The organism is Brevundimonas sp. (genome assembly GCF_047617075.1).
GTDB lineage: Bacteria > Pseudomonadota > Alphaproteobacteria > Caulobacterales > Caulobacteraceae > Brevundimonas.
This window is the reverse complement of the sequence record NZ_JBLGCI010000006.1, coordinates 206,444-232,847: the sequence shown is the minus strand read 5'-3', so window position 1 is coordinate 232,847 and position 26,404 is coordinate 206,444. Positions and strand designations below refer to the sequence as shown.

Annotated in this window: 24 protein-coding genes; 19 read left to right on the top strand and 5 right to left on the bottom strand. The window is 66.7% G+C overall.

Annotated elements, in window-relative coordinates; translation table 11 throughout:
• A partial coding sequence (locus ACI8U3_RS09005; RefSeq protein WP_415014529.1) for a tetratricopeptide repeat protein occupies nt 1-357 on the bottom strand: 357 nt, incomplete at its 3' end.
• 149 nt (nt 358-506) lie between these two features.
• Between ACI8U3_RS09005 and ACI8U3_RS09000 the strand changes: the two genes are divergently transcribed.
• The 5 genes from ACI8U3_RS09000 to ACI8U3_RS08980 all read left to right on the top strand — a co-directional run bounded on the left by ACI8U3_RS09000 (nt 507) and on the right by ACI8U3_RS08980 (nt 4,643).
• Nucleotides 507-2,564, top strand: a complete 2,058-nt coding sequence (locus ACI8U3_RS09000; protein WP_415014528.1) for a hypothetical protein — start codon at nt 507-509, stop codon at nt 2,562-2,564.
• Between the two features lie 170 nt (nt 2,565-2,734).
• Nucleotides 2,735-3,190, top strand: coding sequence for a hypothetical protein (locus tag ACI8U3_RS08995; protein WP_415014527.1), 456 nt, complete (start codon nt 2,735-2,737; stop codon nt 3,188-3,190).
• A 13-nt stretch (nt 3,191-3,203) separates the two neighbouring features.
• The gene (locus ACI8U3_RS08990) at nt 3,204-3,725 is read left to right on the top strand and encodes a hypothetical protein (protein ID WP_415014526.1); all 522 of its coding nucleotides are present in this window, start codon (nt 3,204-3,206) and stop codon (nt 3,723-3,725) included.
• A gap of 26 nt (nt 3,726-3,751) precedes the next feature.
• Nucleotides 3,752-4,129, top strand: coding sequence for a hypothetical protein (locus ACI8U3_RS08985; protein ID WP_415014525.1), 378 nt, complete (start codon nt 3,752-3,754; stop codon nt 4,127-4,129).
• A 28-nt stretch (nt 4,130-4,157) separates the two neighbouring features.
• Nucleotides 4,158-4,643 carry a hypothetical protein gene (locus ACI8U3_RS08980; protein ID WP_415014524.1) on the top strand — a complete coding sequence of 162 codons (486 nt, stop codon included), beginning with the start codon at nt 4,158-4,160 and terminating at the stop codon, nt 4,641-4,643.
• Between the two features lie 485 nt (nt 4,644-5,128).
• Here ACI8U3_RS08980 and ACI8U3_RS08975 read toward each other — a convergent pair whose 3' ends face one another.
• Together ACI8U3_RS08975 and ACI8U3_RS08970 are read right to left on the bottom strand one after the other, a co-directional pair.
• Entirely contained in the window at nt 5,129-6,415 is a 1,287-nt protein-coding gene (locus ACI8U3_RS08975; protein ID WP_415014523.1) for a hypothetical protein, read from the bottom strand.
• Nucleotides 6,416-6,527: 112 nt separating this feature from the next.
• The gene (locus ACI8U3_RS08970) at nt 6,528-7,367 is read right to left on the bottom strand and encodes a DUF5694 domain-containing protein (RefSeq protein ID WP_415014522.1); all 840 of its coding nucleotides are present in this window, start codon (nt 7,365-7,367) and stop codon (nt 6,528-6,530) included.
• A 71-nt stretch (nt 7,368-7,438) separates the two neighbouring features.
• On the opposite strand from ACI8U3_RS08970, the gene ACI8U3_RS08965 reads away from it, so the two are divergent.
• The 5 genes from ACI8U3_RS08965 to ACI8U3_RS08945 all read left to right on the top strand — a co-directional run bounded on the left by ACI8U3_RS08965 (nt 7,439) and on the right by ACI8U3_RS08945 (nt 15,445).
• Nucleotides 7,439-7,957: a MarR family winged helix-turn-helix transcriptional regulator gene (locus ACI8U3_RS08965; protein ID WP_415014521.1), complete on the top strand. Its 519-nt coding sequence runs from the start codon at nt 7,439-7,441 to the stop codon at nt 7,955-7,957.
• 557 nt (nt 7,958-8,514) lie between these two features.
• A complete protein-coding gene (locus ACI8U3_RS08960; protein ID WP_415014520.1) occupies nt 8,515-9,933 on the top strand; it encodes a S41 family peptidase in 1,419 nt (472 codons plus the stop codon).
• A gap of 469 nt (nt 9,934-10,402) precedes the next feature.
• Entirely contained in the window at nt 10,403-10,714 is a 312-nt protein-coding gene (locus ACI8U3_RS08955; protein WP_415014519.1) for a hypothetical protein, read from the top strand.
• A 26-nt stretch (nt 10,715-10,740) separates the two neighbouring features.
• Nucleotides 10,741-14,970 carry an RHS repeat domain-containing protein gene (locus tag ACI8U3_RS08950; RefSeq protein ID WP_415014518.1) on the top strand — a complete coding sequence of 1,410 codons (4,230 nt, stop codon included), beginning with the start codon at nt 10,741-10,743 and terminating at the stop codon, nt 14,968-14,970.
• On the top strand, nt 14,948-15,445 hold the full coding sequence (locus tag ACI8U3_RS08945) for a hypothetical protein (RefSeq protein WP_415014517.1): 498 nt from the start codon (nt 14,948-14,950) through the stop codon (nt 15,443-15,445). Before ACI8U3_RS08950 ends, ACI8U3_RS08945 begins: the two co-directional genes overlap by 23 nt.
• Nucleotides 15,446-15,807: 362 nt before the next feature.
• On the opposite strand, the gene ACI8U3_RS08940 is transcribed toward ACI8U3_RS08945, so the two are convergent.
• A protein-coding gene (locus ACI8U3_RS08940; protein WP_415014516.1) for an IS630 family transposase occupies nt 15,808-16,754 on the bottom strand; the annotation gives its coding sequence in 2 pieces (ribosomal slippage) (nt 15,808-16,418 and nt 16,418-16,754; 948 coding nt in all).
• 511 nt (nt 16,755-17,265) lie between these two features.
• Here ACI8U3_RS08940 and ACI8U3_RS08935 point away from each other — a divergent pair.
• From ACI8U3_RS08935 to ACI8U3_RS08905, 7 genes are all read left to right on the top strand, one after another.
• The gene (locus tag ACI8U3_RS08935) at nt 17,266-18,066 is read left to right on the top strand and encodes a DUF3313 family protein (RefSeq protein WP_415014515.1); all 801 of its coding nucleotides are present in this window, start codon (nt 17,266-17,268) and stop codon (nt 18,064-18,066) included.
• A 147-nt stretch (nt 18,067-18,213) separates the two neighbouring features.
• Entirely contained in the window at nt 18,214-19,608 is a 1,395-nt protein-coding gene (locus tag ACI8U3_RS08930) for a CitMHS family transporter (protein ID WP_415014514.1), read from the top strand.
• Between the two features lie 74 nt (nt 19,609-19,682).
• Complete coding sequence (locus ACI8U3_RS08925; protein ID WP_415014513.1) at nt 19,683-19,805, top strand: hypothetical protein; 123 nt, start codon at nt 19,683-19,685, stop codon at nt 19,803-19,805.
• Nucleotides 19,806-20,045: 240 nt separating this feature from the next.
• Nucleotides 20,046-20,540, top strand: coding sequence for a hypothetical protein (locus tag ACI8U3_RS08920; protein WP_415014512.1), 495 nt, complete (start codon nt 20,046-20,048; stop codon nt 20,538-20,540).
• Nucleotides 20,541-20,704: 164 nt separating this feature from the next.
• Nucleotides 20,705-21,721 (top strand): LytTR family DNA-binding domain-containing protein, encoded by a 1,017-nt coding sequence (locus tag ACI8U3_RS08915; protein ID WP_415014511.1) that lies wholly within the window; start codon nt 20,705-20,707, stop codon nt 21,719-21,721.
• A 62-nt stretch (nt 21,722-21,783) separates the two neighbouring features.
• The gene (locus ACI8U3_RS08910; protein WP_415014510.1) at nt 21,784-22,542 is read left to right on the top strand and encodes a class II aldolase/adducin family protein; all 759 of its coding nucleotides are present in this window, start codon (nt 21,784-21,786) and stop codon (nt 22,540-22,542) included.
• 83 nt (nt 22,543-22,625) lie between these two features.
• On the top strand, nt 22,626-23,249 hold the full coding sequence (locus tag ACI8U3_RS08905) for a Crp/Fnr family transcriptional regulator (RefSeq protein WP_415014509.1): 624 nt from the start codon (nt 22,626-22,628) through the stop codon (nt 23,247-23,249).
• 44 nt (nt 23,250-23,293) lie between these two features.
• Here ACI8U3_RS08905 and ACI8U3_RS08900 read toward each other — a convergent pair whose 3' ends face one another.
• Nucleotides 23,294-23,854: a retropepsin-like aspartic protease gene (locus ACI8U3_RS08900; protein WP_415014508.1), complete on the bottom strand. Its 561-nt coding sequence runs from the start codon at nt 23,852-23,854 to the stop codon at nt 23,294-23,296.
• Nucleotides 23,855-24,373: 519 nt separating this feature from the next.
• Between ACI8U3_RS08900 and ACI8U3_RS08895 the strand changes: the two genes are divergently transcribed.
• Nucleotides 24,374-24,955 carry a helix-turn-helix transcriptional regulator gene (locus ACI8U3_RS08895; RefSeq protein ID WP_415014507.1) on the top strand — a complete coding sequence of 194 codons (582 nt, stop codon included), beginning with the start codon at nt 24,374-24,376 and terminating at the stop codon, nt 24,953-24,955.
• Between the two features lie 7 nt (nt 24,956-24,962).
• Entirely contained in the window at nt 24,963-26,291 is a 1,329-nt protein-coding gene (locus ACI8U3_RS08890; RefSeq protein ID WP_415014506.1) for a HipA domain-containing protein, read from the top strand.
• The last annotated feature ends 113 nt before the right edge of the window (nt 26,292-26,404 follow it).

Below are 26,404 nucleotides of genomic sequence, written 5' to 3'. Positions count from 1 at the left end.
GCGGGCGGCCGCCTCATCGGTGTCGCCCCCCTCGCCCGCCGACAGCATATTGGCCTGGTTGTAGCAGCCCGGCATGTGGCCGAATTCGCACGAGCGACCATAGAGCCACCGGGCGTGCACCGGATCCGGTTCGCCATAGAGGCCGCGGTAGGCCATCACGCCATAGTTGAAGCAGGCCTGGCCATGGGCCAGGTCGCAGGCCGATCTCAGATGATCCCGGGCGGCGGCGTAATCCTGGGCGCGATAGGCCCGCATGCCCTGATCATAGGACCGCGACGCCGACTGGGCCTGGGCGGCCGTCGATACCACCAGCGACAGCAGGCTGACGCAGACCATCTGAACAAGCCCTCGCATCATGACTCCCCCTCCGTGCATGGCCCGGCCATCGGACCCTCGGCGCCCGCACGCTGCGGCTGAAAGGCCCCGGCGGCCACCCCCTGTTCAGGGGAGTGAGCCGGTCCGCCCCATCGGTCAGTCTGGCGCCGCCCAACCGGAGGTTCGTCACCATGTCCCGACCCGCATCCCGCCGCCTGAAACACACAACCGCCGTGGCCGCGGTCATCACCGGCCTCGCCGCCTCGCCGGCCGCCGCCCAAGAGCTGGACATCCTGCTGGCGGACGGCGCCTTCGAGACCGTCGGCGCCGCCGTGTCCGCTGACGGGACCGTCGTCGTGGGCCAGAGCGTGGCCAGCTCCATAGAGGGGCCCCGGGCCTTCCGCTGGACCTGGGACGGCGGCTTCGAGCCGCTGGCGGACGTCAACTCCACCGCGACCGCCATCTCGGCCGACGGCGCGGTCATCGTCGGCTCCATAACGGGTAGCGACGCCACGCGGGCTTTCCGCTGGACGCAAGCGGACGGTCTGGTGGAGCTGGATCTGCTGGACGGCAGCGTCAGCGCCGCCGCCCTGGGCGTGTCAGGATCGGGCGCGGTGATCGTCGGCCGCGCGCTGGACGCCGGAAACCTCTCGACCGCCGTGCGCTGGAGCGCGGACGGCGCCGTCGAGAGCCTCGGCGTCCTGGACGGCGGCAACCGCTCCACCGCCTTTGGCGTGTCCGGCGACGGCAATGTCATCGTCGGGGAGTCGAGCTCCGCGACTTCCGGCCCCTGGACCGAGGCCTTCCGGTGGACCGAGGCCGCCGGCATGGTGGCGCTCGGCAAGCTGAACAACAGCGACCGGTCTCAGGCGCGCGCCGCCTCCTGGGACGGCGGCGTCATCGTCGGCTGGGCGGCGGACGGCGCGACCCAGCTGCAGACGGCGTTCCGCTGGACCGAGGACGACGGGATGGAAAGCCTGGGCATGCTCAGCGGCGGCAATCTCTCGCTGGCCTATGACGTCTCCGACGATGGGCTGGTGATCGTGGGCACGGCTGCCGACGGCGAGGAGAACAACACCCGTCGCGCTTTCCGCTGGACCGAGGAGTCCGGCATGCAGACCGTCGAGGACTGGCTTCGGGACGCCGGCGCCGAGATCGCCGCCAACGTGACGCGCAACGCCTATGGCGTGAACGCGGACGGCACGGTCGTCGTGGGCGACACCCACGACGATCAGATGTTCATCGCCCGCCTGTCGTCGAACGGAGACGGCGATGACGACGGTCCGGACGGGGGCGATGATGACGGGCCGCCCGCCGGTCTCATCACCATCGACGACCTGGGTCAGAGCCTGACCAGCGCCGGGTCCGGCAACAGCCTGGCGGTCAGCGGGATGGGCCTGTTCCTGAACGGCGCCGGCAGCCGACCGCTCGATCGGCGCGCCTCGGCCGGCCGCAGCCTGGGCTGGATCAGCGGCGACTGGGGGCGTGACGACCATGGGGTCCGAGACGGCGAGATTCAGCTGGGCGAACTGGGGCTCAGCCACAATTTCGGCGGCTTGCAACTGAACGCCATGCTGGGCCGCAGCCGTCTGGACCAGAACACCCTGCTGGACGGACGCACCCGGATCGACGCCGGATACGTCAAGCTGGAAGCGTTGGCGCCGCTTCACCGTACGGACAGCGGCGCCCTGTGGCTGGCGGTCACCGGCGCCGGACTGTGGGGCGAGGCGGACCTGTACCGCAACTATGTGGCCAACGGCGGCCTGATCGACAGCTCCCGGGCCTTGACGGACGTGGAGGGCTATGGGGTCCGCGCCCGCGTTCAATGGGAACCGGCCGGGTCCGGCGTGTCGCCCTACGGCGAGCTGTCCTTCGCCCGCGCCTGTCTGGACGCCTATGCCGAAACCGGCGGCGCCTTTCCGGCCGCCTTCGACAGGCTGTGCGATGAGGCGACCGAAGCCCGATACGGGCTGGACATGACCATTCCCCTCACCGACGGGCTTCGGCTGATCAGCACGGTGGAAGGGGTGCACCGCTTCGAAGACGGCGGCGCCGACGTCACCGGTCAGGTGATCGGGCTGGGCGGATTCGACCTGGGACAGGCCCGCTATCGGCAGGACTGGCTGCGCGGAGGCGCCGGTTTCGAGCTGGATCTGGGCGGCTCCACCCTGTCCGTCATGGGCAACGGCACGACCCGGGGCGAGAGCGCCGCGGTCTGGATCGCCGCCCACTGGCGGGTGGCGTTCTGAGGATGAAGCAGAGGTTACAGACCTCTGCGATGGCCGCTGAGGGCGCGAAACCCTCACGCTTGTCCAGCCGTGCAAAGCCTCCCACAGCCCGAAATCGTCAGATGTCGAGGGCGGGCGTCGCACCCTGTTGCGGGCAGACTGGAAACTCACGCGTCATAAGGAGACCCCCCATGCGCGCCGTCCTTGGCTTCACCGCGGCTCTTGCGCTCGGCGCGTCCGCTGCCGCTGCGCAGGAGGCGGAACAGGCGGGCGGGCCGCTGACGCTTCTGAGCGCCAGCGCCAGTTTGATCATGACCATGACCCCGCCCGAGGCGGCGGCGGACCAACGGACGGAGACCTGGCTCTGGATGTTCTTGCGGGACCCGCAGACCGTGTCCACGGTCACCTACGACACCCTCGTCCTGCGGCTGTCGCTGGATTGCGGGGCCATGACGGGCCGGCGCCTGGGGTATGAACTCTATCGGGACGGCGCCTTCGTCCATGGGGCGGCCCCGGAGATGACCCCCTACACGGCTGACAACGTCATCCAGGCCATCTGCGCCCAGGCCCGGGAGGTCCAGACCTTCGCCGATCATCGCGCCGCGCGGGCCGCCGCCACCGCGCATTTCGCCCAGACCAGATCCTAGGGAGCACACATCCATGACGTTTCTTTTCAGGCTCTGCGCCCTTCTGGCGCTTCTGGCGGTCGCCGCCCCCGCCGCCGCGCAGGACAGCTTCGACACGCGCGGGCCGTTCTACGAACTCGGCCCCGCTGGAAACGTGCTGACGATGAGCGCGGACGACAGACCCGCGCCTACGCGCATCCCGACGTCACCCGTGACGATCCGCGCGTGGTACTTCTACGGCGCCGAACAGACGCTGCAGGGGCGCAACGCGGAGAGCCCGACGCTGCGGTTCGATGCCCGGATGGCCACCATTCGCGTGGACTGCGCGGCGCGGACCGCCACCGATCTGGCCTATTCGGTTTACGCCGGACCCCGGCATGTCCGTTCGCAGGGCGTGCGTGAGCCGGCCCCGCAAACGGCCACGGCGGGCACCACCCTGGACGCCATCATTCGCTCGGCCTGCGAGCCGGGGTTCAACGCCGCGCGCATCCGCCATGAGGACTTCGCCGCCGCCCGCGCCGCCGCCGCCCGCCATTTCGCCCAGGCCGGATCCTAGGCGCCCATACACAGGATGAAACGTCCATGAACCGTTGTCTTTTGCTCGCCGCCGCCCTGACGCTCGCCGCGCCTTGCGTGGTCAAGGCGCGGTCAAACGACGTCGTGACCCGCTACGAAAACGCGGCGCACTGCGATCATGTCGCACGCGGGGTCATTCGCGACCTGGAGCAGCAGGGCCGCAGTCCCTCTGCGCGCCTGACCGCGTTCAAGGCGGTGGTCTTCGGCGCCAGCATGCGCGGCATACGCGAGGTGGCGGACGCCGGCGCCCGTGCGCGCGGCGTCGCCGACATCCGCGCTGATGTGGAGGCGATCCGGGCGCAGGGCGAAGAAGCCCTTCATGCCGAACTGCGCCGCTGCTGGACCCTGTTCAGCGACCAGGCGGTTCCCGACGACCTGATCTGAATCCGACGTTCCGGAACGGAGGACCGCCATGAGCCAGACTAACGCCGTCACGCACGAAGGCCGACCGCTGGCCCGCTCATGGCGGCGTTTCGCGGGCATTGTCGCGCTCTACGCCGTCCCCGGCCCGCTGATGGGGGCGCTGGGGCTGAACGCGCTGCTCGCCGTGCTGGCCGTCACCGTGGAAATCTCCAGAGGCAATTTCGACGATCTCGCCAGACTCCTGGTCGGCGGCATGGTGGTCGGCACGATCATCTCCGCGATCATCGCCTACGCCTTCGGTATGGTTTCGGCGGCGGGGGTCGGCCTCATGGTCGCTATCCGCGACCGGCGGCGGGGCGGGATTTCGTGGCGGACCTCGCTGATCGCCGCCCTTGTGTTCTGGGGGATGATGTCGCTGGCCGGCGCCGTCGTCATTCCGCCGCCGGGCCTGGCGCAATGGATCGGCGCCCTGCTGGCCGCCCACGCCCTGGCGGCCGTCGCCTGCACCTGGCTGGCGCGCCGCCTCTTTTGCTGACATCAGCCCCCTGTTCACCTACCCGGCCGACCTCCGGCGTCGCGGCTCCTTGAGGATAGGTGCTGAGGCCAGCGCGTCAGCGCCGCAGGGACCCTGGAGCGCCCCATTCGGAGCGGTTCGCCTCCATGGCCTGCGGCCGACTCGGTCGCGCGGGCGGTCCTCTTTCTCGCTTCGTTCGGCGCCCTTTCCCCCTGGTCTACTGGGATCTGGCCGAGCTCGAGGTCAGCGTACCTCCGGCCCGAGGCAGCCTCGGCGACGCCCTCATCCGCCTGGTCGCGCTGAGCGCCGACAGCGCTTGCCGAAGGCGCGCCGCGACGGACGAAACCGAGAACTATTCAGCCGTGCTCGCCTGGACGAATTGAAATGCGGTGGGTCGCGTTTCCGGTCCAACCGACGGGGTTCATTCCGTCGACCGCACCGGCCGACACGCACCTTCGAGTCGCTTGCTCGGAGCCAACCTCGCCAAGCTCAGCAGATGAGCAGCGTCAGAGACTGTCTCTGAAGGCTTCGGCCGCCTCCCCGTCCCGCGCCTGAATCGACTCCACAAACGCAGCCAGCGTATCGATCCTCTGCTGGTAGGCCGAGACCAACAGGGCGTCCATGGCCTCCTGTCCCAGGCGGTCGTGGAGGGCCCAAAGCGCGGTCGGGCCTCGCTGATACAGGAGCGGCTGTCTTGCTCCACCCACGCCGTCAATTTCGAGCAGACTGCCTTCTATCGCCTCGGACTCGCGCCGCATGGCCTGGCGGCGATGCTCCAGCCAGTCCGCCCCCCAGACCTGGCCACCATGGCGGGTCGCCAGGTATTCCGAAATGGACTCCGACAGGAACTCGTCCGGCGTGCCCGCGCGGCCGACCGACCACCACAGATGCGCGACCTCATGGTTCAGGACATCCAGCTGCGTCTGAAGGTCTGCAATGTTCATCACGATGAGATCGCCGCCGGTCGAGTAGGCTTGGTTGGGCCAGACCAGGCCCGGGTCGCGATTGGGATAAAGTAGACGGATTTCGCGCTTGTTCGTGCGCGGTGGTCCGAACAACTCCTCGTAGGCGGAAAAGGCGTCGCCGACGGCTCCCAGAATCTCTGAGGCACGAGGCTCCGGTTCGACACTGTACAGCACGGCCGAAATCTCCTCGTTCAGCGGCTCACGAGCGGATATCCAGGCATTGGACATGGCGAAGGTGATGCGCCCGGCCACCGGGACGCTGGGATCAAGCAGCCAGCGCCCGTCTTCCAGGCGCCGGACCTCGCCTGGTCCGACGACCTCGTACCCCTCCGGCGTCTCCAACGTCAGTCGGGACCGCACCAGCGGTTCTTCCAGAAATACGGGATACCACAGCGCCTCCAGGGTCATCTCCGTCCAGGCCGGAGAGACGACGCCCCGGCCAATTTCGATGTCCTGAGTGGTGATCCTGCCGCTGTAGGCGAACCGCAGCTCCAGGCGATCACCACGAGACAGAGGCGCGTCCAATGGCAGAACGAGCCTCTGGGTGCGCGGCAGCGCCTGGCCGCTGATCATCACATCGCGCTGAACCTCCGGCCGCAGCCCGTCGCCATACTCGAAACGACGGAGGACCAGCGACTTGTTCAGAAGCAGCTCGATCCGCTCTATCGGCCCGTCGGCGACGATCGTCATCGAACCCTCGACATCGATCGCCCCGGAAGCGGGATCGAAACGCGCCGTCAGATCGTAGTGGTTGCTCAGGTCGTCCTGCGCGGCGGCAGGCGCCGTCAACAGGAAGGCGAAACACAGCTTTGTCAGAAAGCGCAGCATGATCATGGTCCAGGAATTCGAGGCCACAGGCCGGCGCCCGTTTGCGCAACGCAGGGCGCGAGCGCCGTTGACGACATGCGGGGCTCCGCCACTGGCTGAACCTGCACTCCCGCTACCGGGCCCGCTCCAGGTACGGCCTGACGTCCACGTCGCGGTAACCGTCAATCGACCGGGCGAAGTGGCGAAGCCAGGCGCCGTGGCCGGCGCCATAAACCACCACCACACGGTCTCCCGGCTCCACGATGCGGGTGAGCTTGGCGAAGATGGCGATGTTGCGAGCATAGATGCGAGCGTTCAGGTGGGCTCCCGCAAGATCGTCTCCGTGGGCGATCGGAAGCATCCGGTCGTAATAGACCTGCCCCCCAGGGAAATCCGGCTGGTTGAACGCCAGCAGGGATTCGGCAATGGACCGGTCTGCCTGGGCCGCGTCGAACGCCTCCACCCAATTGCCCACATCCTCATTCAGCGCCGCAAGAATGTCCGTCTGTCCCGATCTCTCGGCGGCGGCGCGAACCCGGTCGATGGGGAAGTGGCTTTCCTCCCCCTCGGCCGGCTGGACATCGATGCCGTGCACGTGGGCCAGTCCAAGGCGATGGGCCAGCCTGAATCCGATCTGGTCGATTTCGTTGGTCTCGCTGAGAAGGGACGCGGGATCGAAACGTTCGTACGCTGCTATGCGGTAGTCGGGAGCGGGAGCCACCATCTCCACCATGACATGGGTAGGCTGGAACTCTGCGAGAGCGGCCGCCACCCGCTCAAGTTCCGCCTGCCGCCGCGGAGTAAGGACAGAATCGGAGGCGGGATTATGCTGATCAATGCCGGGGTTCGCGAAATGGTAGGTTCCGAGAAAGAGAACCTCGACAGGCGGCTCGCCTTGAGAAGGGCTGGTTTGCTGGGCCATTGCCCCGGCAGGCGCCAACAGAGCCAGAACCACCGCCGCCAGTCTGAACATCACGAGCTCCCTCACCAAACTACGTAAACATTTACCTATCGACCTGTCTGCGGCAAGCGCTAAGTTGGCCCATGAACCAGAAAATTGATGAGCCCCAAGACTTCATCAGGGCCGAGGGCCTGCCGTTCCTGGCCCATCTCCTGCGCCGGCTCTCGGATGGCCTCGTGGCGGGATTCGAGGAGTGGTACCCAGGCTACGGAGTCCTCGCGCCGACCCGCACGGCCTCGACCATGCGAGTCCTGTACCGAAAGGGCCCACTGCCCGTGATGCTGGTTGCGCAGGAAATCCGCCAGTCCCACCCTCTGGTCATCACCTGGATCAGACAGCTGTTGCGTCTTGGCCTGGTTACGACCACAAAAGATCCTTCGGACGGGCGCAAATCCATCGTCGCCTTGACGCCGGCCGGGCGCCTGGATGCGGAGCGTATGATCGCTGCGGACGCCACGATCGAACGCGCTTACCGCTCCCTCTTTGCGGAGGCGGACGCCGATGTGTTCGACGCATTGTGGCGTCTGGAGCAGGCCTGCAGGCGGCGCGGAATGGCATCACGGCTGCACGAAGCCCACGGCGCGGCAGACAGTCCCTTCTGATTTACCGGGCCCGGCGGCGGAGGCGGCGCGGCCATGGCTGGTATTGTGCTGGTCGTTCAGCGGCGTGATTGGTGCGGGTCGATGCGAGCTCCGGCACCGTGCTGGAGCTGAAGCCCAACCCAGTGCTCAAAATAACTGTACACCGAAGAAAGTCCTCGCGACGACGAATAGCGGCGAGAGCGGGCTGAGACCGCCCTGCCCGCCGGACGCCTACGGCGAGCGTGAAGCTGTCCGTCGATGGTCGACAGCCATCAGAGGACCCGGGGCGCCTCAGAAGGCGGCTCGCCGATACCGTTAGAATCGGCTGGCTGAAGTGGAGGAAGGGGGTGGGAAGCGCGACTTGCTCCGACGCGAGCCCAAGGCAGCCACGGCCGCCGCCTGCGAAAGCGGCGGCGGGCCGTGGCGCTGGCGTTTGATTCAAGAGCAGGCATAATCGGTCGATAAAGATCGGAGGGGGCGCAATGTTAAGGCTTCTGCTCGCGGCGGCCGTAGTTGTCGCAGGCTGCCCGTCGGGAGCCCAGGCGCGCCCCAACTCCGGCGCGACGGACGGTTCGGTCATGGACGCGCCCCGCGACTGGTCCGCCGCGCTGGAGACCGATGCGCGGGCGTTTCATGCGGCAATCGCCGACGGCCACCCAGGCATGCATGATCCGCTCAATCCCCTGTTTGCGGAGCAGGTCGACGCCGCGCTGGCCGAAGCGCTGGAACGCGCCTCGCTGACCCGGGACGCCGGAGGATGGTGGTGGGGGCTTCGGGCGTTGGTCGCACGGTTCGACGATGGCCATGTCCAGGTGGGTATGACCGACCAGACCTGGGCAGCGCCCACCCGCTGGCCGGGCTTCCTCACCTTGTATCGGGACGGCTTCCATGTGGTCGCCAGCCGGGACGGCGCTGATCCTTTGGCTCCGCCTGTGGGCGCCCGTCTTGCCGACTGTGACGGCGTCGCCGCCGACGATCTGGCCCAGCGCCGTGTCGGCGTTTTCCGCGGCCGATGGTTTCTAGCGGCACAGCGCGAGCAATGGAGCCATTGGCTCTTCCTCGACGCGTCAAATCCTTGGATCGAGCGACCCGCCACATGCCGTTTCCACATTGAAGGCCGGGTCCGGACCTTCGATCTCACTTGGCGAGAAATCAGCCCCGGCGATCTGGCGGAACGCCGTCAGGTCATGAGCCGGCGGCTACGACCCGATTTCGGACTTGCCCGACTGGACGATGCCGCATGGCACGTGGTGATGCCGTCCTTCGACGGCGATCCCGAAGGGGAGGTTCATGCCCGGCTCAGCGAACTTCTGGCTGAGCTTTCCGAAGCGCAGGATGACGTCCGCGGCGCGCCATTCGTGGTTCTCGACCTTCGCGGTAACGGCGGCGGGTCCTCCCACTGGAGTGAACTGGTGGCGCAAGCCTTGTGGGGGCCCGCCTGGACCGCCGCTCACCGCCCCCCCGCCAGTGAGGGAGTCGATTGGCGGGCGTCGGCCGACAACATCGCGGAGATCGCCGCTTTCCGAGATCAGTTGGCCGCCAACGGCGGAGACTCCGACTTTATCGCCTGGGCCGAACGGGCCGTGGCCGGCATGTCCGCCGCGCGAACCGCCGACCTCCCCTATTGGCGCGAGGAGGTGGGGCTCGATGTCGCGAGCGCGGACGAACCGGAACGCCCGGTCAATCCGATCAATCCGGTCACGGGACGGGTTTATGTGCTGACCGATGCGGCATGCGCCTCGGCCTGTCTGGACGCAGTGGATCTCTGGAAAGCGCTTGGGGCTGTCCAAGTCGGTCGGGAAACGTCCGCCGACACCCTCTATATGGAACTGCGTCAGGTCGATCTTCCTAGCGGGCTCGCCCGGGCCTGGGTCCCGATGAAGGTCTATCGAGGGCGCGCACGCGGCAACAACGAGCCCCATCGCCCTGCCCATGTGTTCGACGGCGACCTGAGCGACGACGCCGCGCTGCTCGCCTGGATACGCGCGCTGGACTGAGGGCTCGACAGGTCCGCCCGCGCCCACTGAACGGTTCGCCAATCAACCTCCCATCTGTGAAGCCGAGTTCGGAGCGAAATCTCCTGGCAGGGCGGCACCAGCCCACGAGCGAAGTACTTTCAGTCCTGCGGCCGTTGAGCGGGAAGCCGAGTCCTTATGTCCTATGGCTTGGAGCATGAGCCAAAGCGGACTTTACGAACTGAACCCTGTGAGCCCTTTGTGTTCGTTCGATGGGATGATCGCGGGGAAGGTGCCCCGCGACGGATGAAACCGAGAACTATCGGGCGTGCCTAGCCCTACTCAGCTGAGCGCTGCAACTCTCCGAACGATCACCGCTGAGGCGGCGTGATTCAGCCTGCCCAGGACGCTGAATCCGGCAATGCAGGCAAAACACGCCTAACGTGCGAAAATTCCCTTGACGGTTGAGTTTTCGCACGCCAGCGTTCTGTCAGGTCTTGGGGAGGCAGTCATGTCGCGCGTCCTGACGCTGAGCGTAGTTCTGGGCATGGCCGCTGCGGTCGCCGTGGCCCAGGAAACAACCACCTATACCTATGACGTCCACGGGCGCCTCTTGAAGGCGGACCGCACCACGGGGCCGGTGACCACCTACTCCTATGACGGCGGAAACAGCCGCACCTCCAAGGTCACCACCGGCGGCTCCTTGCTGATGGCGGGGCCGGAGGCTGAGGGGGCGGCGATCGAAACGGACATCGCGGACACGGCCGAAGACGCGGAAGCGCCGGCGACACCGACGCAAGACGAGACCGCACAAGACGACTGATCGGATTGACGGCCAGGAGGGGGCTCATGGGCTGGACCAACACTTCGCGTACGCTGCTGATGACCGGGGCGGCGGCGGTTGGGCTGATATGCGCCAACCCGGCCCTGGCTCAGCAGCCGACCCCGCCAGACCACTACACGCTCGATGAACGGGGCGTGGATCTGGTGCGCGGGACCTTCACCACGGTGGCCACAGATTTGGTGATTGGACAGCCGGGGAACGGCGGCCTCGTCCATTCTCGTGTCTACGCAAACGGGGGCTGGCGCGACACACTGTCCGGCACCATCGCCATTGCAGGCAACACCTACATTGTCAGCCTTGGCGCCGAGTCCGAAGTGTTCACCCTGTCCGGCGGCGTGTTCACGCCGGCATCAAACAGGGGTGCGACTCTCACCCAATCGGGATCGCTGTTCACCTTCACCAGCGCCAGCGGCGCCTCGGGCACCTATTCCACGGTCTGGTCGGGCGCCACATCGCCGTACGCCGCCAACAATGCTGTCTTGATGACGCACCGGCAGCCAGATGGCGAAGAGCTCACCTATCACTGGGACGGTGTGACCTACTGCAGCTTCAGAGATCTGGAGGGCGATTGCCTCCAGTACCGCAACGCCACGCGGGTTGAGGCGGTGACCAATAACCGCGGCTACATGGTCAAGTTCAACTATGCATCTGACGATCCCCCCGAACCACCGGGGCCGATGACATGGCTGCATCGCGTCGAAGCCATCGGCATCAACCTGGCCGAAGAGTACTGCGATCCCAATGCCAACAGCTGCAGCCTGGCAGGTGACTGGCCACGAACGACCTATCAAACCGGCATGTTCGACGGCGGAATCCAAAGCGTGACGGATCAGTCCGGGAGGACCACCACTTACAGCTACGTCGGCGGCGGCACCGGAGGCGCGCTGGCAGCGATCCGGTATCCAGGCTCCTCCAGCGACGACATAGCCATATCCTATGCGTCCGACCGCGTGGCTTCGGTGACTGTCGCCGGCTCCAGCTGGAACTATACCTACAGCGACAGCGGCTCCACCCGAACGACGACCACCACCAATCCCGGAACTCCGGTTTCGTCGACCGTGGCGGTTTCCAATCAGTCGACCGGTCGGTTGACGTCATTCCGCAACGAGGCGCTCCAGACCACCAGCTATGAGTATGACAGCCAGCGGCGATTGGCGCGCGCCACTCATCCAGAGGGCAATCATACCCAGTACGCCTACGACAGCCGAGGCAATGTCACGTCGGTGACCCAGGTCGCCAAGCCGGGCTCGACTCTCGCCAACATCGTCACGACGGCGGCTTATCCATCCACTTGCACCAATCCCGTCGTCTGCAATTTGCCCACCAGCATCACAGACCCGCGTGGGAACACCACGGACTTCACCTATGACCCCAGCCACGGCGGCGTTCTGACCATAACGGCTCCGCCCCCCACAACGGGGGCGGCGCGGCCACAGACCCGGTTCGAGTACTGGACGACACGCGCCTGGTACTACACCGCGCCGGGAACCATCTCATCGGCCCCCACCCAAGTCACCGTACCGCGCGAGACTCGCGCCTGCGTTACGGGAACCTCCTGCACCAATGCCGCCAACGAAGTGGTGACCACCATCTTCTACGGATCGGGCGGGACCACCTCGCCCACGAACCGGCTTCCCACCAGCGTCAACCAGCGCTCGGGAACCAGCAGCGTCACGGCCAGCACGAGCTTCACCTATACGCCGAACGGCGACGTGGCTTCGGTGGACGGACCATTGTCAGGCGCGGGCGACACCACCTACTACCGCTATGACGCCGCGCGCCAGCTGATCGGGCTGATCGGCCCTGACCCTGATGGGACCGGGCCGCTGCTGCGCCGGGGCCAGCGCTACACCTACAACCCGCGCGGCCAGGTGACCCTGAGCGAGCAGGGCACGGTCACCGGCCTGACCGATCCCAACTGGGCGGCCTTCGACACGCTCCAGCAGCAGGCGACCCAGTACGACGCCTATGGGCGCCCGATCCAGTCCCGCGCCCAGGCCGCCAACGGGACCACGCGCGCGCTCAACCAGGTGAGCTATGACGCGCGAGGCCGGGTGGAGTGCGCGACCACGCGCATGAACCCCAACACCTTCGCCAACCCGTCCGCCGCCTGCAGCTTGGGGACGAGCGGCACGTTCGGGCCAGACCGGATTGTGCGTTACACCTACGATGCTGCAAGCCGGGTCGCCAGCGTCACCTCCGGATACGCGTCCGGCTCCGCCATCACCCAGAACTTCACCTATACGGACAACGGCCAACTGCTGACGGCCCGAGACGGCGACGGCAACTTGTCCACATGGATCTATGACGGGTTCGACCGGGTGTTCCAGGTCCAGTTCCCGACGGCCAGCGGCAGCGCCAGCAACCCGGGCGACTATGTGGAGTACGGTTACGACGCCAACTCCAACGTCAACAATATCCGCACCAGGGCCAACCAGCGCTTCTACCCCAGCTACGACGCGCTCAATCGCCAGATCTTCCTGAATGCGCCAGGAACGATGCCGGATGTCACCTATGCCTATGACAACCTGGGCCGTCCGATCTCCATCAGCCAGCCGGGCCACGCCGTCACCTACGCCTGGGACGCCCTGAACCGGCTGACCAGCCAGACAGACCCGCTGGGGACGTTCGGGTTCCAGTACGACGCGGCCGGCCGCCGGACCCGCATCACCTGGCCCGACGCCTTCTACGCCCAGTACGACTGGAACCTCTACAGTCAGGTGACGAGGGTCCGGGAGAACGGCGCGTCGTCCGGCGTCGGGGTGCTGGCGCAGTACGCCTATGACAACCTGGGCCGCCGCACCGGCATCACCCGGGGCAACGGGGTCTCCACCGACTACGGCTATGACGACGTCAGTCGCCTGACCACCATCATGCACGACCTGAGCGGCACGGCCCAGGATGTGATGTTCACCATGGGCTATAATCCGGCGGGGCAGGTCACCAGCCGGACCATCAGCAACAACCTCTACGCCTATGAGCCGGCGAACCAGAGCACGACCTACGTCATCAACGGCCGCAACGAGATCACTTCGGCCGGCGGGACCGCCCTTACCTATGACGCCAATCGTAACCTGACCGACGATGGCGTGCGGACCTACGCTTATGATGCGGCGAACCGGCTGATCACCGCCGGCAACACCGCCATGACCTATGGCCCCACCGGGGCCCTGGACCAGTTCGGGGCGCGCCGGGTGGGCGAGGTGGGCGGCGAGCGCATGGGGGTGTTCACCACCGCCACCGGCGACGTCTATCGCCGCTTCGTGCCGGGCGCGGCCATGGACGAGGCGGCGGGCTATTACCACGGCACGGGCACGACCACGTCGGCAAGGCGCTGGCCTTTGACCGATCACCTGGGCTCAGTCGTGGCCTATTCGGACTCCTCAGGCGCTGCAGCTCAGGTCAACACCTATGACGAATATGGTCGCCCCGGCCCCGGCAACGCCCAGTATCTGCAGTACACCGGCCAGCTGGCGGTCGCGTCCACCTGGGGTGTCCAGAACTACCGCAACCGTTTCTACAACGCCCACCTGGGGCGGTTCATGCAGACCGATCCGATCGGGTATGGGGATGGGATGAACTTGTATGGGTACGTGGGGAATGATCCGATCAACTGGATTGACCCTTGGGGTTTGCAGGTGACGGAAGTAGAGCCAGGCCGGGTCGTTGCTACGGGTCCTTGTCCAGCTGGCCAGGTTAGAGTGGTAGATAATTGGGGGACCGGTGGCTGCATGGATGCATCTGTTCTTGGAAACGCATGGCAAAATCTTGCAGAACGTTTCAATCCCTTCTCCCCCTTGCGAGGCCCGCCAATTTGCGCGGCACCGCAGGGAGGCGGCAATCGTGCGGCGGACACGGTAGCCGCAGCAGCGGACGCATATGAAGGCCGAAACCGCGTGTTAAGCGAAGCTGTACCACGAGCTGCAGATGTCTTGGATGGTGCTGGAAGGATGGCCGGACGGGTGGGAGGTGCCGCTGATTTGCTCAATGAAGCTGGGCGTGTACAGGAGTACAATGAGCGCGGGGTCCATCCTGCCACAACTGCCAGCGGTGTTGGAACACGATTAGCATCGAGTGTGATTGGCGCTAAGACGGGCGCGGAATTGTTATCCCCTGGGGGGCCTTGGGGGATGGCGCTCGGTGCGGTAGGGGGCGGCATTGCCGGCGCCGTGTTTGGCGAAGGTGCCGGGGACTGGGTGGAGCAACGGGTTAATGACACAGTTTGCCCAGGGTGAAGTGCTCGCCCTTTATGACCGCAAGGGGAGCGGCCGCCTGCTAAAAACATACTTCCCGATGTTATTTTTTGTCGCTGTATGCGGCATATACATCATGATTATGCGCGACGATGTGAAATATGACCGCCCTGTACTGTACTATCTTTCTTTTGCGGTATTGCCAGCATTTTTAATTGCCGCATACCTTATATCTATCCGCGTATTTACGTTTGCGTCGGGTCTCTTGAGCCCCGGGCGACCCGCAGTATATACCAAAAACAATAGATTAATAGTATACAACAATCTTTACTTTTCTGCCCGCGTGGACCATATCGACGGGGTCTATATAATGCCATACAAGTATCATAAAGAGCATTTGGCCATGAATATTAAATTCAAAAATGGGCGTGAGAGGGCCATCCTTTGCGATGCTGTAGCTTTCGATAGAATTCATGAATTGGAAGCTAGGATTGCCTCAGTCTTAGCTGATGATTAGGCGCCACTAGCGAGTTCGGTAATCCGCTCCACATCAAGCGCGGTCTGCCTTTCCTCGTCGATGTAGAGAGTCCGCTCATTGGTCTTCGGACCGGAGGCGGTATGGCAGTGTCCGGGATGTCCTCCTTAGCCGCCGCATGACGCAGATTCCGCCGAGCCATCCCGACCTTACGAGCCACTCGCTCACGCGGTCCTGCCAGTCGTCAGCAATGGCCTGCTCCAGCACGAGAACGGCCTTAAACGGTCCCGCCAAACCGATGGGAGGGCGCTCACAGCCTGGAGGAAGGTGCAGGCAACTGACGGTCATGCCGATATTCTAAAATGAGACGGGGCGGCTGCATGGTCCTCTAGAGCATTTTCCGATCAGTCTGCATCATACCCGGCGGCGGCGAAGTAGTTGGCGCATTCGTGGGGTGAGTAGGTCTGGATGATGTGGGCGATGGCGTCCCAGAGTTGCTCGACCGATCGGGCGGCCGCCTTTCTCAGCAGGGCCTTTAGCTTGGCGAAGGCGTTCTCGATCGGGTTGAGGTCTGGGCTGTATGGCGGCAGGAACAGCAGCCGTGCACCGACGGCTTCGATGGCCTCTTTGACCGGCGTGCTCTTGTGGGCGCTCAGGTTGTCCATGATCACGACGTCGCCAGGCTTCAGGGTCGGCGCCAGCACCTGCTGGACATAGGCCAGGAACCAAGCCCCGTTCATGGGCCCGTCCAAGACCATCGGGGCGGTCATGCCGCTTAGCCGCAGGGCCCCGACGAAGGTGGTGGTCTTCCAGTGACTATGCGGCACGCTGCACCTCAGCCGCTGGCCGCGCGGCGCACGACCGTGGCGACGGGCCATCTTGGTCGAGGCTCCCGTCTCGTCGATTAACACCAGCCGCTCTGGATCGAGGTCGAGCTGGCCCTCGAACCACGCCTGTCGCCGGATCAGGACGTCAGGACGGTTCTGTTCGTCGGCGTGCGCCGACTTTTTTTGAGCGTGATCCGGCGACGCTCGAAGAACCGCCAAAGGCTCGACTGGCTGGTCGCCACGCCCTGCTCGGCCAAGGCCGCGCGGAGCTCAGCTAGGGTGATGTCGCTCTTGCGCTCGACCAACTCCAGGATCACGTCGGCATGGCGCTCTATGAGACCCGACCGACGATCCCCACCCAGAGGCCCGGGCCGTACGTCACCCCGGGTCCGCATCCGTGAGCGCCAGCGGATCGCGCTCGACGCGCTAACCCCGAACCGGGCCGCCGCCTGACGGCACGACATCCCGCTCTCAATCGCGGCGACCACCCGATCCCGCAGGTCTACTGACAGCGCTTTGCTCATCCATGCTGGCCTCCCTCTCCAGCATGAATGTTGAATCAGAACCCCGAACCCTTGGGAATCCCCCTACGATTCAATCAGGTCGCAAAGTGCTCTAGCAGACGCTTTAAGCATCCGGGTCTTCGCATCCGGCATCCAGGAAAGCGGACTGGGGCCCCGGGAAGTGCTGCCCGGAGGTGCCCCCGACAAGATTCGAACTCTTGGTCCTTTTCCGTAGCCGTCGCGGATCGTCCCGATGTCGGCATGAGACCTGCGCTGACAACCTAGCACTGGCCCCGGGGATCTAGGCCGCGGTCAGGCGCTGCGGACATGCAGGTCGCGAAGACCGGCCTGGGATTGCGTCGCCGTGTGGCCGCACGGCAGTGTTCATCTGCCGATCGCTCGGGTCTGCCCGTTCGCGAACTGGCGAACTCGTCCCCGAACTCACGAGTCAGCAAGGGCTTCGTCCGGCGTTTCGGGGCAAGGAGGCCTCGCCGTCCTCCCCGGGCGTTCCATCCACGCCGAGACCTGACCCATGCATCTGACCCGCATCCTGCCGATCGTCGGCCTGTTCGCCGTCGCCGCCTGCCAGACCGCCCCTGCTCCGCCCTCCGGGTTCCTCGCCAGCTACGACGCCCTGGAGGCGCCCGGCTTCAGCCTGAGGGCGTCCGTGGCCCAGCGCCGAGACGAATCCGCCCTGGACCGGCTTGAGCGGGTCCATCTGCAGCCCGCGGTCCTGACCGAAGGCGCCGGCGAGGCGCTCGATCAGGGTGAGCGGGACGCTGTCCTGCGGGAAGTGGATCGCCGCCTGTGTTTCGCCCTTAGTCGGCGCTTCACCTTGGTCCCCGAGCCGTCCGAGGATGCGGGGGTGGTGCGCACCGCCGTCACCCGGATCCGCCCCACCGGACGCGTGGCCTCGGCCGTCTCCGCCGTCGCCGGCCATTTCGCCTCTGTGCCGCTGCTGGACATTCGCATCCCCGGAACCACAGGCGGCCTCGCGGTCGAGTCCGAACTCCTGGGTCCCGACGGGGCACAGCTGGCCGCCGTCACCTGGAACCGAAACGCCACGGTGATCGGCCGGGAGGGTTCGTCCCTGTCCCGGATCGGCGACGCGGTTCAATTGACCGGCGCCGCCGGCGGCACGGTGGAGCGGGCCTTCTCGACAGAGGCGAGAGAGCGGCGCCCCGTGGACGACCCGGATCCCTGCGCCGCCTACGGCCCGCGACGCAACCCGCCCCGCTGGGTCGCGTCCAAGCTGTTCGGCTTCGCCACCGGCCTCTATCAGCCCGAGGTCGAGGGTCTCGCCCGGCCCGCCGATGCGGAACCCACCCCCTGAGCCCGATCGCCGTTCAGAGCATCGAGCGCGCCTACGGCGTGACGCTGAACTGGAGCTTCTGACCGCCGCGCCCGGCTTCCGCCGGGCGCCTGCCCTTCCCGACCCTGCGTCCCGGTCCGCCGGGGCGCCCCGCTGCGAGAGCCCGCCTTGACCTCATCCCTGCTGCTGGACCCCGCCTTCCTGGGCATGGCCATGATCGTGGTCTTCATGACCCTGATCATGACCCGGAGGCTCTCGGCCATCACCGCCCTGATCGTGGTCCCGGTCATCTTCGGCCTCATCGCCGGCGCCGGCGCCGGCATCGGCGACATGATGATCCAGGGCGTCGTCGCCCTCACCCCCACCGCCCTGATGCTGGCCTTCGCCGTCCTCTACTTCGGCCTGATGATGGACGCCGGCCTGTTCGATCCCCTCGTCCGCTTCGTCCTGCGCACCGTGGGCGACGACCCGGTGCGCGTCACCGTCGGCACCGCCCTGCTGGCCGGGACCGTGGCCCTGGACGGCGACGGCGCCACCACGGCCCTGGTCACCATCACCGCCATGCTGCCGGTCTACCGCCGCCTGGGCCTCAACCCCCTGATCCTGGCCCTGCTGCTGGGCCTTTGCACCGCGGTGGCCAACCTGGTCCCCTGGGGCGGACCGGCCGCGCGCGCCGCCAGCGCCCTGCAGATCGATCCGGCCCTTTTGTTTCTGCCCATGATGCCCACCATGGCGGCCGGCCTGGGCTTCGCCGTGCTCGTGGCCTGGTGGCTGGGCCTGAGGGAGCGCAAGCGCCTGGGCGCCCTGACCCTGCAGCCACTTCCCCATCAACCGCTGCCCATGACCGCACACGCCGTAGCAGGGCCCGCGCCGGACGCCTCGCCTGCCGAGGCCGTCCTGAACGCCGAGGACGATTCCCAGACCCACGCCGAGACCCGCCGCCCGAAGCTGTTCCTGTTCAACCTGGCCCTCACCCTCGCCCTGATCGCCGGCCTGCTGCTGGGCCTGCTGCCCCTGCCGGTGCTGATGATGAGCGCCTTCGCCATCGCCCTGATCGTCAACTATCCCGACCTGAAGGCCCAGCGCCGCCGCATCGCCGCCCACGCCGAGAACGTCATCAACATCGTCCTTTTGATCTTCGCCGCCGGCGCCTTCACCGGCATCCTGCAGGGCACAGGCATGGTCGAGGCCATGGCCAACGCCCTGGTGGCCGCCATTCCCCCCAGCATGGGACCCTATCTGGCCCCCATCACCGCCCTGGTCAGCATGCCCCTGACCTTCTTCATGTCCAACGACGCCTTCTACTTCGGCATGCTCCCCGTCATCGCCGAGACCGCCGCCCACTACGGCGTGCCCCCCGAGGCCATCGCCCGCGCCTCCCTCACCGCCCTGCCGGTCCACGCCATGAGCCCCCTCATCGCCGCCATCTATCTGGTCGCCGGCATGCTCAAGGTCGAGGTCGGAGAACTCCAGCGCTTCGCCCTCAAATGGGCCGTCCTCGCCTCCATCGTCATGATCCTCGCATCCCTCGCCACAGGAGCCTTCCCGTTCAGAGTGGGGTGATGCAGCGGAGGGCTGCAGCGACGGACGAGGCAGAGGCCCCTTTCAAATCCGCTCGCGCCGGATAGGTTCGCGCCATGCGTCTGCTGGCCCTGATCCTTGTGTTCTGGCTTCCCCCAAACGGCGCCGCGCCTCCCGAGCGGATCCTCTGGGATGTCTGTGCAGTGGCCCTTCAGCACGACGACTGGCGCTGCGGCTGAACATGGATTTCGCCGCGCAGGGGGAATAACGCCGCCGCAGAGGGCGCTTTTGGGAGAGTTGCATCGGACGGCTTTTCGTTCGAGGCTTTCAAAGTGTTGGATCCGGTTGGGGGCAACGAGATGCAAGACGGAGATTGGGGACCGCCTGATCCTGGGGGTGTCTCTCCATCTATCCACGGGGTGAGGGACGGCGGCGGGCCCGAATACGCCTCCGTCGCAGCAGACGGCGGAATCGCCTGCGTGCTCATCGCATCGGCCTTTGATCGGGACGTCCTGACCTGGGTCGCCGACAACTGGGCCGTGATCGACAGCGCAAGCGGCCGGCGCTGGCACCTTGTGATCCCGATCCGCCAGGACGCGCCACGCACCGGCTTCAAGCCGGAGCATTTCGACACAGACGCCGCGCGGAATCTGGCCCGCGCCTTCGGCATCGGCCGACAGGCCAAGCCGTGCATCGTCATCGACACCGGCAACGAAGAGGAACGGCAGCTCAGGATCATCCTGCCCTCGCCCGCCGCCGAGCTGGATCAGCTGTTTCGCGCCATCGACGACTATGTGGCCTCGGTCTGCCCCGATCCTGACACGCCTCTCAAAGGCCAGGCGCGGCGCCTGTTCGGTCAGCGCCTGAGCGCCCACCTGATCAACAGACGCTACCGAAAGTCGGCGATCCGCTGGGTCGGCAAGGCCGCAACCCCGGCCACACGCCTCGCCCGCCTCGCCTGGGGCCAAATCTAGGACCAAGGCCCGCTTGCGGTCGGGCTCCTGAGGGCCGCTGCGTCTTCGGCAAACTGCTGATCCGTCGTGAAATGCAGATTGAATGCATTTTTTTCTGCATTGCACCAAATTTGGCACAATTCTGTATCCATATGGAGACCTGAAAACATCTGCCGAGGTCGCTCATGAGCCAGTCCAGCGCCGTCTTCTTCTCCCAGAGCGCCGCCGCCGCACGGTCAAAAGACCTGGGCGTGGCAGCGGGGGCGCCGCCGCCCGGAAGCCGGCTCGGCCTATTGACCCGCACCGCACTGGCCCTGGTCTTCGGCCTGTTCCTGGCCATGCTGGAGGCCTTCGGCTTCCGGGAAGACGAGTTTCTGTACCGGATAGGGTTCTGGACCACCATGATGGTGGTCTGGGTCTTTCTCTATACCCTGACCGGCGTGGCCCTGCGCCGGACTCCGCTCCATCGCGCCGGACCGCTCGTGGTCTTTTCGCTTCGGCTGGCGCTGATCGCCCCGGCCCTCATTGTGCTCAACCACCAGATTTCCCAGGGCGTCGGCTGGTCAGAACCGTCTGACCTGATCGAACGGCTGTTCAATCTGGCCTTGCTGGCGGCGGCCTTCGAGGTGTTCTGCTGGGCTGCATCCATCGTGATCCGCGACTGGCGCGGCGTCCCGGTCCAGACGCCCGGTCCGGCCGCCGTCTCCCTCCCACACCCGTCGCCCGGTCTGCCGGATCCGCGCCCGGAGCCTGCGGAGGCCACGGCCCCGTCGGTCGGCGCCGGACCGGCCGGACCCGCCCCGGCCCTGCAGCCTCTGGCCCGCCGCCTGCCCCTGTCCTTGCAGGGCCCCGTGCTCTGCCTGGAAATGGAGGATCACTATGTGCGGGTGCACACCCGGCGCGGATCCGCCCTGCTCCTCATGCGGATGTCGGAGGCCCTGGCCGAGCTGGAGCCGGGCGCCGGCCTGCGGGTGCATCGCTCCTGGTGGATCGCGGCTGACGCGCTCAGGGGCGTCGAACGCTCGGCCCGTTCCGTCCGGGCGCAGCTGGTCAATGACCTGGCCGCCCCGGTCTCCCGGCCCTATGTGCGGGCTGTCGAGAACCTGGCCGCTGCGCGCGGTCTGCCCGCCGGCGGCGACGGACGCTGCCGGCCGCAGGGCGCATCCGTCCCCCCGCCTCCGGATCCCGTCGGCCAACTGTAAACCTCGCGACAGTCCGAGCCGGCCCCAGCCCCTATTCTGCCGGAAACACCAAGGAGGAACTCATGGAAAGCCTGCAGGACAAGGTCTCGTCAGAGGAATGGAGCCGCCGCGTCGATCTGGCCGCGGCCTTCCGGCTGGTGGCGCACTACGGGTGGGACGACCTGATCTTCACCCATCTGTCCGCCCGCGTGCCCGGCCCCGAGCATCATTTCCTCATCAACCCCTACCCGCTGATGTTCGAGGAGGTGACCGCATCCAGCCTGGTCAAGATCGACATGGAGGGTCAGCCGGTGGACGACAAGGAGGCCATCGTCAACGCCGCGGGCTTCGTCATCCATTCGGCCATTCACATGGCCCGCGAGGACGCCCAGGCGGTCCTGCATCTGCACACCCCGCACGGACAGGCGGTCTCGGCCATGAGCGAGGGCCTTTTGCCCCACACCCAGACCGCCATGATCGCGCGGCACGACATCGCCTATCACGAGTACGAAGGCATCGCGACGGACCTGGAGGAGCGCGAGCGCCTGGTGGCGGATCTGGGCGGCAAGAACGCCATGCTGTTGCGCAACCACGGCACGCTCACCTGCGGGGAGAGCATCGCGGCGGCCTTCGTGCGCATGTATTTCCTGGAGCGCGCCTGCGAGGCCCAGGTGCACATGCTCGCCGCCGGTCGAGATGGGCTTCACACCCCGCCCCAGGGCGTGCCCGAGAAAGTCCAGGAGCAGACCTCCGGACCGGGCGTGGCCATGATCTCCCAGATGCTCGCCTGGCCCGCCCTGCTGCGCAAACTGGACCGCATCGATCCGTCCTACAGGACCTGAACCCGGGGAAGTCCATGACGGCGCCGCGCGCCCCAACTGCGGAATCACCGCCGCCGCCCGGGGCGGATCCGTGGCTTGACGCCATGGCGCCGTCCCGCCGGACCGCCCTGCTTGAAGCCGGGCGTCGGATCAGGGTCCAGGCCGGCGCCGCCGCCTACCGGGCGGGGGACCCGCCAGACGGCCTCTACCGGGTGGTGGCCGGGCACATCCGTCTGGTCAGCTACCCGGTCGCCGGGCGACAACTGGTCAACCTCATGGTGTCGCCCCCTGAATGGTTCGGCGAACTGTCCACGCTCGATCAGGCCGCTCGACCGCATGACGCGGTCGCGGTGGGACAGGTGCTGCTGTTCCACATTCCCCAGAACCGCATCGAGCGCCTGGGACAGGCCGATCCGGCGCTCTATCGCGACATCGCGCTTCTGGCCTGCCGCCACCAGCGTATGGCTCTGGACTATATCGGCGCCGCCCTGGGGCGGAGCGCCGCGGGTCGGCTGGCCCAGACCCTGCTGGCCATGGCGGGTCCGCTGGCCTCCGAGGGCTCGCCGCCGTCCCTGAGGATAAGCCAGGATGATCTCTCCGGTCCCGCCGGCCTGTCCCGGCAGACGCTGAACCGCCACCTCCAGACCTTGGAGGCGAAGGGCCTCCTGCGCCGGGGCTACGGGCACATCGAACTGCTCGACTTGCCCGGCCTGGCGAGCATCCCCTGAAGCGACCGTTCCGCGCCGACCTGCGGGCCTGCCAGCAACCCCGGCTAGGGCCTGATCGGGGACGGATCTGCGGCGGCCGCGGCCGAAGGGCGCAGGAACAAGGTCTGGCTCCTGGCGTCCAATACGCCCTCGAAGCGCGTCAAGACGTCTTGGCCGATGACCCCGTCGATATCAGACTCGGCGGCGACCGAAAGCAGGGCCACCACCGCGCTCAGGTCCAGGGCGTGGATCTCGTCGATGTCCAGGATCAAGTCGTCGATCTGGAAGGACGCGACCGGGACCCGGTGAAGGGTGATCTCTCCGCCCGCCCCGCTCGAGCGCACCCCCTCGCCCTCCGGAACCTCCAGGGAGAATTTGTCCAGGCTGGCGCTGTGCACCACGGTGCCGCCGGCGCCGGAGTCCAGGACGAAGCGCCCTTCGACGCCGTTGATGGTGACCGATACTGTCTCGTGGCCCGTTGGAAGCTTGGTCAGGGGAACACCGACGTAGCCGTACTGACCGAGATAGGTCGGCAGGTCCTGGGCTGTGGCGGAGGGCGGCGAACCGGCCGCGCCGGCAATCAGAGTCACCACTGCCGCGGCGATGGAAACGGATCTCAGGTTCATCAAACTCTTCCTCTGGAGGGAGCAGGTTGCTGGAGCGGGCGCAAACGGCGCCGCGACGTCGCGCCCTGATCATATGAGCCTGCGCCGCGCCGCCAGTGCCCGATCGACCGCGGTCCTTGCCGGATTGTCCGGATCAGCGAGCGCGTCAGATCCAGCAGGAAACTTCACGATCAGCGGGCAAGGCCCCATGCGCCGGGGTGCTATCCGCCAGCGGGTTGAGCATGAAGACGTCGTTTATCGTACAGTGTAGCGGGTCGAGGTCGCCACGACGCCCCGCTTCGATCAGTCTGCGGCATTGGTTTGGCGCCCCTCGCCGTAGGGGGAGGCTCAGCGGGCAGTCCTTCTCGTCATTGACTTCGGACTTTGCTCCTGTTCGGGAACACATGGGAGAGAGCAGGCTGCATACCCGCCGAGTGATACCGTTCGGGATCGTTTGGTTAGGTTTAAGTTACCGTTCGGGCGCAAACTCACTTGCAGGCACACTCCACGCCTCCTATGTTCCCGAACAGGAGCACCACCATGACGAAGCGCAGTGATTCCGCCCGTGATATTTCTCGCGCCCTGGAACAGGTGCGCGAGACCGGCGCCCTGTCCGACGCCCTGGCGCAGGTCCGCGCGATGCAGCCGCCCTCCATGGCCGAGGCCCAAACCGCGTCCCGGGCCATGAAGGAGGCAGCCGCCGCAAGCCTTCCCGCGCTTGAAAGTGTTCGGGCGACAGACCCGACCGCCCTCACGGAAGCCGCCCGCACAGCCCAGGCTGTCCAGCCGCCGGTGCTGAAGGCTCTGAAGACGGCGCTCCCACATCTGGAGCCTCTGCGCGCCGCGCAGATCAACGCCCAGGCGGTGCTTGACGCCCTGCCCTCCGATCCTCCCGTCGCTTCACCGGCGCAACGCTCCGTGGCTGCGGTGGGAGATCTGGGCTCCATGGTTCGCGCGCGCCGGACGGCTCTGGGCCTGACCCAGCAGGACCTGGCCGACGCCGCCGGAACGGGGCGCCGCTTCGTCAGCGAGCTGGAAGCGGGCAAGGCGACGGTGGAGCTCGGCAAGGCGCTCCAGGTCTGCCGCTCGCTGGGCCTTGACCTGTCCGTGGCCGCGCGGTGATTCCGTCATGAGACTGCTGGATGTCTATCTGGGCGACGGCCGGTCCCCGGCGGGCGTGCTCGTCGCCCTGGACAACGGCGACACCCTGTTCCGCTACGACGAGGCCTATGCGGCCACGCCCGGCGCCGTCCCGCTCTCCCTGTCCATGCCGCTCGGATCCGACCCGTTCGGAGACGCCGCCACGCGCGCCTTCTTCGAAAATCTGCTGCCTGAGAACGACCAGATGCGGCGGATCATGGACCTGCACGGCATCGACCGTTCCGACTTCACCGGCCTTCTGGCTCACCTGGGCGCCGATTGTCCCGGCGCGATTTCCTGCGTTCCGCAAGGCGCTGACCCGGTGAAGAATCCGGGCGTTCTGGCGACCGACTACGACCCTCTGGACCCCGCGACCCTTGCGGCGTTCATCCGGCGCATGGCCCGCGGCCAGTCGCTGCCGGACGAGGTCAGGGATCCGTCGCCGGTCGCGGGCTACCAGCGGAAGATGGCCCTCACCCGCCTGGAGGACGGAACATTCGCCCTGCCCCGCCCTGGAACCGGCGCACCCACCACGCACATCCTCAAGACGCCGCAGCGGACCGAAGCTAGGGACGCCGTGCTTGAGCGCGCGGCCGCTCGCCTGGCCGAGGTCTGCGGCCTGCCGGTGGTCGTGCCCGAGCTGGTTGATCTGGACGGGGATCCGTCGGTGCTCATGGCGCGGTACGATCGCCTGGTGGCAGATGGCATGGTCCGGCGGCTCCATCAGGAGGACTTCGCCCAGGCCCTGGGCTTGCCCGCCTCCCTCAAATACGAAAGGCGCGGCGCCGCCGAGCGCGCGTTCAACGCCGCCGCCATCCGCGGCCTTCTGGACCGTACAGCCGCGCCCGCCCTCAGCGTGCGGGCCTTCCTGAAACTGACCCTGTTCAACGTCTGCGTAGGCAACGCCGACAACCACGCCAAGAACCACTCGCTGATCTACCGCGGGCCGTCGCCGCAGCTGGCGCCGGCCTATGACCTGCTGCCCACGCGGCTGAACGGCTCACTCCATCCCGAGATGGGCTTCCGCATCGGTTCCGCCCGCAAGGCGGAGGACCTCACGCCTGACGACATGGCGATGATGCTGCACACCTTTGGACTGTCCCCGGCAGCAGCCTTGAGGTTCGTTCGCGAGGAAATCGCACCCATGATCTTGGCGCTCGACCGGGCTGCGGAGGATCATGCCCTCGCGCCCAAGGATCTGGACGACCTTATCGGCGCGAACCTTGAGGTGGTCGCGGCCGCCTGCGGCCTGGCGGTGAACCTCAGACCGCGCGACCTGTTCGCACCCCAGGCCGGCGGATGGATCAGCGGAAGCTGAGTGTGACGCACCCGTCCGGTACCGGCTGAAAGCCCCCGGGCAAGACCTTCAACACGTCAGGAGCGGCAGGCCGCTCGCGCATCGAACTCCCGGAGCAAGGCGCCGGCCGGCGG

What these genes read in the sequence shown, in the direction of transcription:
- ACI8U3_RS08970 (WP_415014522.1), bottom strand. Translation starts at nt 7,367, where the DNA reads ATGTTCAGACTGGCGGCGGTGGTTCTGGCTCTGTTGGCGCCTGCCGGG.
- ACI8U3_RS08890 (WP_415014506.1), top strand. Translation starts at nt 24,963, where the DNA reads ATGAGACTGCTGGATGTCTATCTGGGCGACGGCCGGTCCCCGGCGGGC.
- ACI8U3_RS08925 (WP_415014513.1), top strand. Translation starts at nt 19,683, where the DNA reads ATGCGTCTGCTGGCCCTGATCCTTGTGTTCTGGCTTCCCCCAAACGGC.
- ACI8U3_RS08895 (WP_415014507.1), top strand. Translation starts at nt 24,374, where the DNA reads ATGACGAAGCGCAGTGATTCCGCCCGTGATATTTCTCGCGCCCTGGAA.
- ACI8U3_RS08915 (WP_415014511.1), top strand. Translation starts at nt 20,705, where the DNA reads ATGAGCCAGTCCAGCGCCGTCTTCTTCTCCCAGAGCGCCGCCGCCGCA.
- ACI8U3_RS08935 (WP_415014515.1), top strand. Translation starts at nt 17,266, where the DNA reads ATGCATCTGACCCGCATCCTGCCGATCGTCGGCCTGTTCGCCGTCGCC.
- ACI8U3_RS08960 (WP_415014520.1), top strand. Translation starts at nt 8,515, where the DNA reads ATGGACGCGCCCCGCGACTGGTCCGCCGCGCTGGAGACCGATGCGCGG.
- ACI8U3_RS08975 (WP_415014523.1), bottom strand. Translation starts at nt 6,415, where the DNA reads ATGCTGCGCTTTCTGACAAAGCTGTGTTTCGCCTTCCTGTTGACGGCG.
- ACI8U3_RS08910 (WP_415014510.1), top strand. Translation starts at nt 21,784, where the DNA reads ATGGAAAGCCTGCAGGACAAGGTCTCGTCAGAGGAATGGAGCCGCCGC.
- ACI8U3_RS09000 (WP_415014528.1), top strand. Translation starts at nt 507, where the DNA reads ATGTCCCGACCCGCATCCCGCCGCCTGAAACACACAACCGCCGTGGCC.
- ACI8U3_RS08905 (WP_415014509.1), top strand. Translation starts at nt 22,626, where the DNA reads ATGGCGCCGTCCCGCCGGACCGCCCTGCTTGAAGCCGGGCGTCGGATC.
- ACI8U3_RS08955 (WP_415014519.1), top strand. Translation starts at nt 10,403, where the DNA reads ATGTCGCGCGTCCTGACGCTGAGCGTAGTTCTGGGCATGGCCGCTGCG.
- ACI8U3_RS08980 (WP_415014524.1), top strand. Translation starts at nt 4,158, where the DNA reads ATGAGCCAGACTAACGCCGTCACGCACGAAGGCCGACCGCTGGCCCGC.
- ACI8U3_RS08950 (WP_415014518.1), top strand. Translation starts at nt 10,741, where the DNA reads ATGGGCTGGACCAACACTTCGCGTACGCTGCTGATGACCGGGGCGGCG.
- ACI8U3_RS08965 (WP_415014521.1), top strand. Translation starts at nt 7,439, where the DNA reads ATGAACCAGAAAATTGATGAGCCCCAAGACTTCATCAGGGCCGAGGGC.
- ACI8U3_RS08995 (WP_415014527.1), top strand. Translation starts at nt 2,735, where the DNA reads ATGCGCGCCGTCCTTGGCTTCACCGCGGCTCTTGCGCTCGGCGCGTCC.
- ACI8U3_RS08900 (WP_415014508.1), bottom strand. Translation starts at nt 23,854, where the DNA reads ATGAACCTGAGATCCGTTTCCATCGCCGCGGCAGTGGTGACTCTGATT.
- ACI8U3_RS08985 (WP_415014525.1), top strand. Translation starts at nt 3,752, where the DNA reads ATGAACCGTTGTCTTTTGCTCGCCGCCGCCCTGACGCTCGCCGCGCCT.
- ACI8U3_RS08945 (WP_415014517.1), top strand. Translation starts at nt 14,948, where the DNA reads ATGACACAGTTTGCCCAGGGTGAAGTGCTCGCCCTTTATGACCGCAAG.
- ACI8U3_RS08990 (WP_415014526.1), top strand. Translation starts at nt 3,204, where the DNA reads ATGACGTTTCTTTTCAGGCTCTGCGCCCTTCTGGCGCTTCTGGCGGTC.